We start from the raw sequence: 7221 nt of genomic DNA on the forward strand, positions 1-7221 counted from the left end.
CGTTTCCTTATATGCAATTTGCATTTTCGGAATCGGCGTGTTTACACCCGAACTATTTGGTTCAAAAAAAGCTTAATTCATTGGCATTGGACTTTAGTCACGAATATAACGAGACTGAAGCCATCGGTTCCTAGTTTTGAAAGATGTCTATTTTAATAGGAATTATATCTATCGAATCTTTAATGTAATGAGTGCGACTAGATTTGATAGGATTGAAATCATCCAGAAACGGACGATAATTTTGTTCTCTGCCCACTTTTTCATCTCGAAGTGGTGGTGGATTGGTGCCATGAGAAAGACTCGTTTTTTTCTTAGTTTATAGCTTCCTATCTGCAGAATGACCGAGATGGTTTCGATTACGAAGATAAGCCCGATGAGAACTAGTAGAACCTCACTTTTTCCCACAATAGCAAGATATGCGATGATTCCACCTATTGCTAGAGAGCCTGTATCTCCCATGAAAATCTCTGCTGGATAGCAGTTGTACCAGAGGAAACCAAGCAATGCACCTGAGAGGGTTACTGCTAGGATGGTAAGCTCTCCGACCCCTTTGATATTTGGCATGTGTAGATAGCCTGAAAAGATGGCGTGACCTGTTACATAGATGATGATTGCAAGAGTGGATAGGGCAACGATTGATGGGACTGTGGCTAGACCATCAAGTCCATCGGTTAGGTTAACAGCATTGGTTGTTGCAAGAAAAACTAAAATCCAAAAAGGGACGGCAGAGATACCCATATCAAGGACTGCACCTTTGAAGAATGGGATATAGAGTGTTGTTGGAAAGTCTGCGACATAGACTAGAAACAGGGAGACCCCAATTCCAACAATAGCTTGAAGAATTAGTTTTCCTCTGCTTGTCAATCCTTGGAGGTTATCCCCTGTCAAGATTTTCCCAAGGTCATCCTTGAAGCCTACTAGACCAAATCCTATGATAGTCATCACTCCACCAAGAATATGTGGATTTGACATATCGGCTGTCAATAAAACACCTATTAGTGTGGCAATAACAAAAACTGCTCCCCCCATGGTTGGAGTATTCTGTTTACTGGCATGATTTGGAACATATTTATTGATTGGTTGTTGGGCTTTTCTTGCGACTGCCCAAGATATAAATCTAGGTAATATGTAGAGAGTGAGAAAGAAAGCGATAAAGAAACCAAAACCTGCACGAACAGATATGTATTGCAGAATATGTAGCTTTAGATTAAAAAATTCATATAACAAGTATAACATAGTAGAAAAAACCCCAATTTTAAGTAGATAAGTGTTATTTTACTCAAAATTTTATAAAGATAGGGTCAAACTTAGATGAAGATTCAAAAAACTATTTTAATTATCACTGATGGTATAGGTTGTAAGCCTGATAGTGAGTGTAATGCTTTTAGAGATGCGATTAAACCGACATTTGATAAATTGCTAAAAGAGACACCAAAAGCACTCATCTCAACTCATGGTTTGAGCGTTGGTTTGCCAGAGGGTCAGATGGGCAATTCAGAAGTTGGGCATATGACAATCGGGGCTGGACGAATTTTGTATCAAGATTTGGTTAAGGTCTCATTGGCGATTGAAGATGGAAGCATAGAGCAGAATGAGGCACTAAATAGTACGCTAAATAAAAGTGAGAGGGTTCATATTATTGGACTACTTAGTGATGGTGGGGTGCATTCTCATATAAAACATATTATAGGTTTGGCAAAACTCTCAAAAGCTAGAGGGAAAAAGGTCTTTTTGCATCTTATAACTGATGGGCGAGATGTATCTCCAACCTCTGCCAAAACTTTCGTAAAGCAGATAGAGGATATTTGTGATGAAGATATATCTATCGCTACTATTGGTGGACGATTTTATACTATGGATAGAGATAATAGGTGGGATAGAGTTGAGATGGGCTATGTTGCAATTGCCACAGGAATGAGATTTACCTCACTTAGCATTCAGAGATATATTGACCATAGCTATGAGCAAAAAGAGTATGATGAGTTTATTAAGCCTGTAGCTTTTGATAATTATAATGGTATGGAAGATGGTGATGCTGTTATTATGGCAAATTTCCGTTCTGATAGAGTTCGAGAGATAACAACAGCTCTTGGTGATAAAAATTTCAATGCTTTTGAGAGAGATTATATCAAACTTAATATTGTAACCATGACACAGTATGATGCCTCATTCCTATATCCCGTGATGTTTAGAAAAGAGGTTCCAAAGAATACTTTGGCAGAGGTTATAAGTGATGCAAAACTGACACAACTTCATACAGCAGAGACTGAAAAATATGCTCATGTTACTTTCTTTTTCAATGGTGGAGTAGAGGAGCCAATGATAGGTGAGAGTAGAGTTCTTATTCCTAGTCCTGATGTCAAGACCTATGATATGAAACCAGAGATGTCAGCACCAGAGGTTGGAGAGGCAGTTCGGACTGGAATGGATGAGGGTTATGACCTTGTAATTGTCAATTTTGCCAATGGTGATATGGTTGGTCACACAGGAGACTACAATGCTGCTCGTTTGGCAGTCTCTGCTGTTGATTTGGAGATTGGAAAGATTATAGAGAGAGCTAGAGAGAGAGACTATTCTATTGTTTTGACCTCTGACCATGGAAACTGTGAAGAGATGAAGGATAGCGATGGGAATATGTTGACAAATCACACAGTTGGTGAGGTTTGGTGTTATATTGTGGCAAGAAATGTCATAAAGGTTAACAGAGGAGGAGGGTTAAATAACATTGCTCCTACAGTATTAAACATAATGGGGTTACCAATTCCAAAGGAGATGGATAAATCTCTGATTTAGTTAGATAATTTATGAGGTTTTATGCTTGTATTTGATATTATATAAAAATGTTATTTTATATTTGGCAGGTCGAGGAATAAAGGGGTTAGTTATGATGGATAAGATGATAAAGGAGTCGGTTGCAACTCTTTTTTGTCATGCAATTAAGTTGGATGATAAAGATATGAGAGTTGAGCAACCTATATTTTGTCGCTTTATGGGACAAGATTTTGATTGTAATAGTGAAGATGCAAAGAATCTTTTGAATGAGATTATGCAGAGAGAAGATGAAAATATTGATACACATATATCGATTGTGAGTAATGCTTTGCATAATGAACCATATAAAAAGATGAATATTTTAAAGCAGTTAAATCATATTATATTTAAAAGTAAGATGAGAGATGAGGATTATGACTATTTTGACAAGGTGAAAAGCTCTTTTTTTGCTCGATAGTTTTTTGCAAAACTAGGAAACGAAAACTTTAGTTTCGTCTCTTTCGGGGTTAAAGCCTCCGATTCCATGTAACTCTTTATGTGAGTTACTTTTTAGTCTCAATAAACTTCTTATATTTCATATCTTCATTTATGACATGTTCAACTAACCAAGTTGCTACAAACTCTCCTATATCTTTGATATGTGTCTCTTTATCTATACCAACACATAACTCTTTGAGTTTGTCATTGAATTTAAGATGCTGTCCAATATGCTCTTCAAGACCAGGGAACCCCTCCTCTTGTATATACATCTCTTCATATATAAAGTGCTCAATACTATAGTCATTGAGTGCCATAAATAGTTCTCTAAAGTGTTCATTGTCATCTACACCTGCTTCTACCAGTTTGTAAATCTCATTTGAGAGGTCAAATAGTCCCTTGTGTTGCTTATCAATCTCTATCTCTCCCATAGAGTAAGCGTCTTTCCATTGTAGTAGTTTCATTGTTTTTTCCCGATAGTTTATAAGTGTTATAGTATATTTTAATAACACTTATAACAGTATTAAATGTGTGCTTTTTAATCATTATTGTGATAATATGGTATATAAACTATATAGGAGTTTCTAATGGACAGTATGCTAAAAGAGTCTGTTGCCGCACTATTTTGTTATGTGATAAAACTTGATAATAAAAATGTGGACAGAGAGAGACCGCTTTTTTGTCGTTTTATGCAACAAAATTTTGATTATCCTTGTGAAGATTTGAGTAAACTTTACTATGAGTTATTGGAGCAGGAGTATAATGTGGATACACATATATCTATTATCTCCAATGCTTTAATCAACAAAACTTATGAGAAAGTTAGTATCTTAAAACAGATTAATCACCTCATAATTAAAGATAATCCTCATACAGAAGATTATGATATTTTTGATAAAGTAAAAAAGGCTTTTGGTTTATCCCAAGATTAATGGCTTTTTGAATACAATACTCAAATTTTACACAAAAGGGTAATGATGAAGTTCCGCGGTAAAAATGTACTGGTCACAGGTTCAAGTCGAGGTATTGGTGCAGAGATAGCTAAGAGTTTGGCAGGTTTTGGTCTAAAGGTATGGGTAAACTACAGAAGTGGTGAGGCTGAAGCTAAAGCTGTTCAGGCTGATATTATCGCTTCTGGTGGTGAAGCTGAGGTTATCGGTTTTGATGTAAGTGATGAGAAAGCTTTTGTGGATGCTATAAAAACCATTGTGGCGACCGATGGTGAAATCTCTTATCTTGTTAATAATGCTGGGATTACCAAAGACAAACTAGCAATTAGAATGAAGAGTGATGATTTTATGTCTGTAATCGAAGCGAATCTAAAATCAACATTTATCGGTTGTCGCGAGGCTGTTAAGGCGATGAGCAAAAAACGATTTGGCTCTGTAGTCAATATAGCTTCTATAGTAGGTGAGACAGGTAATGCTGGTCAGACCAACTACGCAGCTTCCAAAGGTGGAACGATTGCTATGACAAAATCATTTGCTATGGAGGCTGCACCTCGTGGGATTCGATTTAACAATATTACCCCAGGGTTTATTGCTACGGAGATGACAAATGTGCTAAAAGATGAGCTTAAGGATGCTTTTACGGCTAGAATTCCTTTGGCTCGTTTTGGTGAGCCAAAAGAGGTGGCTGAGGCTGTTGCATTTTTGTTGAGTGACCACTCTTCATATATTACTGGTGAGACGCTGAAGGTTAATGGTGGGATGCTTATGTAATATGAGTAAACTTTTTTTGAAACTAGGAACCGATGGCTTTAGCCTCGTTATATTCGGGGCTGAAGCCTCCGATTCCAAGAAATTTTCTAAGATTTATAGTAGAAAAAGTAAATGATGAGTCAAAAAATCTTACTACTAGAAGATGACAAACTTTTTAATGAAACCATTGAAGACTTTTTAGAAGAGGAGGGGTATGAACTTCAAACAGCACTAGACCCCTATAGTGCTTTAGAAATCTCTTATGAGAGTCGATTTGACCTCTATCTCTTTGATGTCAATCTTCCTTATGAGAGTGGATTTGACCTACTTGAAAAACTCCGTGCTAGTGGAGATAAGACCCCAACTATATTTTTGACCTCTCGTGATGATAAAGCTTCGATGATAGAGGGTTTCGATAGTGGTGCGGATGATTATATGAAAAAACCTATTGACCTTGATGAGCTTCTTTTGAGAATAAGAGCAGTTCTACGGCGACAGACTAGGGGTGATAGTATTGAGTTGGGTAAGTATCTGCTTGATTGTAATGCAAAGAGGATTTACTGTGACAGTGAACCCTTAAGTGTTACCAATAAAGCCGTGGAGCTTCTACTTCTGCTTGTACTTGCCAAAGGTGAGGTGGTTAGAGTTGAAGAGATAGAGGCACATCTATGGCATGTTAGCCAAGATGCTAGTTTGGGGGCTATTCGTGTCTATATTACTACTCTCAAAAAGTATTTTCCTGATAATATAGAGAATATTCGTGGGGTTGGGTATCGGTTTAAATAAGATTAGACTTCTTTCAAAACTTATTTGGAATCGGAGACTTTAGTCCCGAATATAACGAGGCTAAAGCCATCGCTTCCTAGTTTTGAAAGAAGTCTATTAGTGAGCAAAATCTTTCAAAGCATACTCATAAGCCTCATCAAAACTCATCACTCTACCTTGATGCTCTTTTACAAATCGTCTAGCAGACATTCGCCCCTCAAAGGCATATTTACTTAGACCACTCATGGTTCCTTTTTTCTCACTACCGACCACATAGATAGCATCTTTTACAGATATAAACTTTAGACTGTCAATAGCCACTACTTTCATATCTTTTATGTTACTCTTTTTGATACTTTTATCCTCTACAAGACAGTGGATAGAGCAGTACTGTTTTACTTTTCCATTGGAGGTGGCAGAGTGGTTTGTTTTGTAGAACATTGGAAGTTTCATTCCACACTCTGGGCATGAGTATTTATCTTTTCCTGATTGAAGCATGGTTGTTTTTTCTATGGCTACTGTTTGGAATCTTTCAAATTTTTTTGTGGTTGGTTTTGTATCGTTATTGGCACATCCTATTAGCATAATAGATGCTAGGGTTAAACTTATTAAGAGTTTTTTTTGCATGGTTCTCTCCTTGTTTCTGGTATTATAGAGCTATTGTGTTAATTTAGCGTTAAATAGTACCAAGTTATTACTATTTTCATAGTAAGATTCAAGATATGAAAACACAATTATTAGAAATCGTCATCATAGAAGATGAAGAGGATATACTCGAACTTATAGAATACCATCTCCAAAAAGCTGGTTATGAGACCATGGGATTTCTCTCTACAGAGAGTGTTGAACAGTTCTTAGAAGAGGAGACTCCTGCACTTATGATAGTTGATAGAAATCTTCCAGGAGTAGAAGGGGCAGAGTTTGTCAAGCATCTTAGGTCTTATGGATATGATATTCCTGTTATCTTTTTGACAGCCAAAGATAGTGACAGTGAGCTAGAGGAGGGCTTTTTGTCTGGTGGAGATGACTATATGACCAAACCTTTTAGAGTCAAAGAGCTTATACTTAGAGTTGAGGCTATACTTAAGCGTTCTGGAGCCTTGGGTGGAGAGAGGATAAAACATCGTGATTTGACACTTGATATATCTAGGCGGGAACTCTACATAGATAAGAGATATATAGAGTTGACCAATTTGGAGTTTAATCTGATTCAAACATTTATAAGAAATTCAAATATGGTTTTAGAGCGAAATTTTTTGCGTGAGGAGGTCTGGGGTGAAGATAGTACCTCTTTTGATGAAAACAGAACCATTAAAGTGGCTATTAATAGACTCAAAAAAAAGATAGACCCTAATGGAGCGAAAAATTATTTTGTCTCCGTTAGAGGAGTGGGTTATAAGATGGTGTAATCAAATTGTTAGCAACTTATTTTATACTCTTAAAAGGTAGCTATTTAACCTCTCCTTCACTCTCTAAATCTTTAAAATCAGTTCGTTTTTTCTCTAAA

The 7221-nt window shown here is 36.7% G+C and carries 9 protein-coding genes; 6 read left to right on the plus strand and 3 right to left on the minus strand.

What is annotated here, in order from left to right; genetic code table 11:
* Nucleotides 1–168: 168 nt before the first annotated feature.
* Nucleotides 169–1236 carry a phospho-N-acetylmuramoyl-pentapeptide-transferase gene (mraY, locus tag GSY74_RS02455; RefSeq protein WP_164663528.1) on the minus strand — a complete coding sequence of 356 codons (1068 nt, stop codon included), beginning with the start codon at nucleotides 1234–1236 and terminating at the stop codon, nucleotides 169–171.
* Nucleotides 1237–1311: 75 nt separating this feature from the next.
* Between mraY and gpmI the strand changes: the two genes are divergently transcribed.
* On the plus strand, nucleotides 1312–2793 hold the full coding sequence (gene gpmI, locus GSY74_RS02460) for a 2,3-bisphosphoglycerate-independent phosphoglycerate mutase (RefSeq protein ID WP_164663529.1): 1482 nt from the start codon (nucleotides 1312–1314) through the stop codon (nucleotides 2791–2793).
* Nucleotides 2794–2887: 94 nt separating this feature from the next.
* Entirely contained in the window at nucleotides 2888–3229 is a 342-nt protein-coding gene (locus tag GSY74_RS02465; RefSeq protein WP_164663530.1) for a hypothetical protein, read from the plus strand.
* 85 nt (nucleotides 3230–3314) lie between these two features.
* On the opposite strand, the gene GSY74_RS02470 is transcribed toward GSY74_RS02465, so the two are convergent.
* The gene (locus GSY74_RS02470; RefSeq protein ID WP_164663531.1) at nucleotides 3315–3713 is read right to left on the minus strand and encodes a bacteriohemerythrin; all 399 of its coding nucleotides are present in this window, start codon (nucleotides 3711–3713) and stop codon (nucleotides 3315–3317) included.
* A gap of 123 nt (nucleotides 3714–3836) precedes the next feature.
* Between GSY74_RS02470 and GSY74_RS02475 the strand changes: the two genes are divergently transcribed.
* The 3 genes from GSY74_RS02475 to GSY74_RS02485 all read left to right on the plus strand — a co-directional run bounded on the left by GSY74_RS02475 (nucleotide 3837) and on the right by GSY74_RS02485 (nucleotide 5735).
* Nucleotides 3837–4181, plus strand: a complete 345-nt coding sequence (locus GSY74_RS02475; RefSeq protein ID WP_164663532.1) for a hypothetical protein — start codon at nucleotides 3837–3839, stop codon at nucleotides 4179–4181.
* 45 nt (nucleotides 4182–4226) lie between these two features.
* Entirely contained in the window at nucleotides 4227–4970 is a 744-nt protein-coding gene (fabG, locus tag GSY74_RS02480) for a 3-oxoacyl-ACP reductase FabG (protein WP_164663533.1), read from the plus strand.
* A gap of 114 nt (nucleotides 4971–5084) precedes the next feature.
* Complete coding sequence (locus tag GSY74_RS02485; RefSeq protein WP_164663534.1) at nucleotides 5085–5735, plus strand: response regulator transcription factor; 651 nt, start codon at nucleotides 5085–5087, stop codon at nucleotides 5733–5735.
* A 96-nt stretch (nucleotides 5736–5831) separates the two neighbouring features.
* Here GSY74_RS02485 and GSY74_RS02490 read toward each other — a convergent pair whose 3' ends face one another.
* Nucleotides 5832–6341, minus strand: a complete 510-nt coding sequence (locus GSY74_RS02490; protein ID WP_164663535.1) for a nitrous oxide reductase accessory protein NosL — start codon at nucleotides 6339–6341, stop codon at nucleotides 5832–5834.
* A 95-nt stretch (nucleotides 6342–6436) separates the two neighbouring features.
* Between GSY74_RS02490 and GSY74_RS02495 the strand changes: the two genes are divergently transcribed.
* Nucleotides 6437–7123 (plus strand): response regulator transcription factor, encoded by a 687-nt coding sequence (locus GSY74_RS02495; protein WP_164663536.1) that lies wholly within the window; start codon nucleotides 6437–6439, stop codon nucleotides 7121–7123.
* Nucleotides 7124–7221 lie beyond the last annotated feature (98 nt).

This window comes from Sulfurovum sp. bin170, assembly GCF_010892395.1.
In the GTDB taxonomy this organism is placed as follows: Bacteria; Campylobacterota; Campylobacteria; order Campylobacterales; family Sulfurovaceae; genus UBA1140.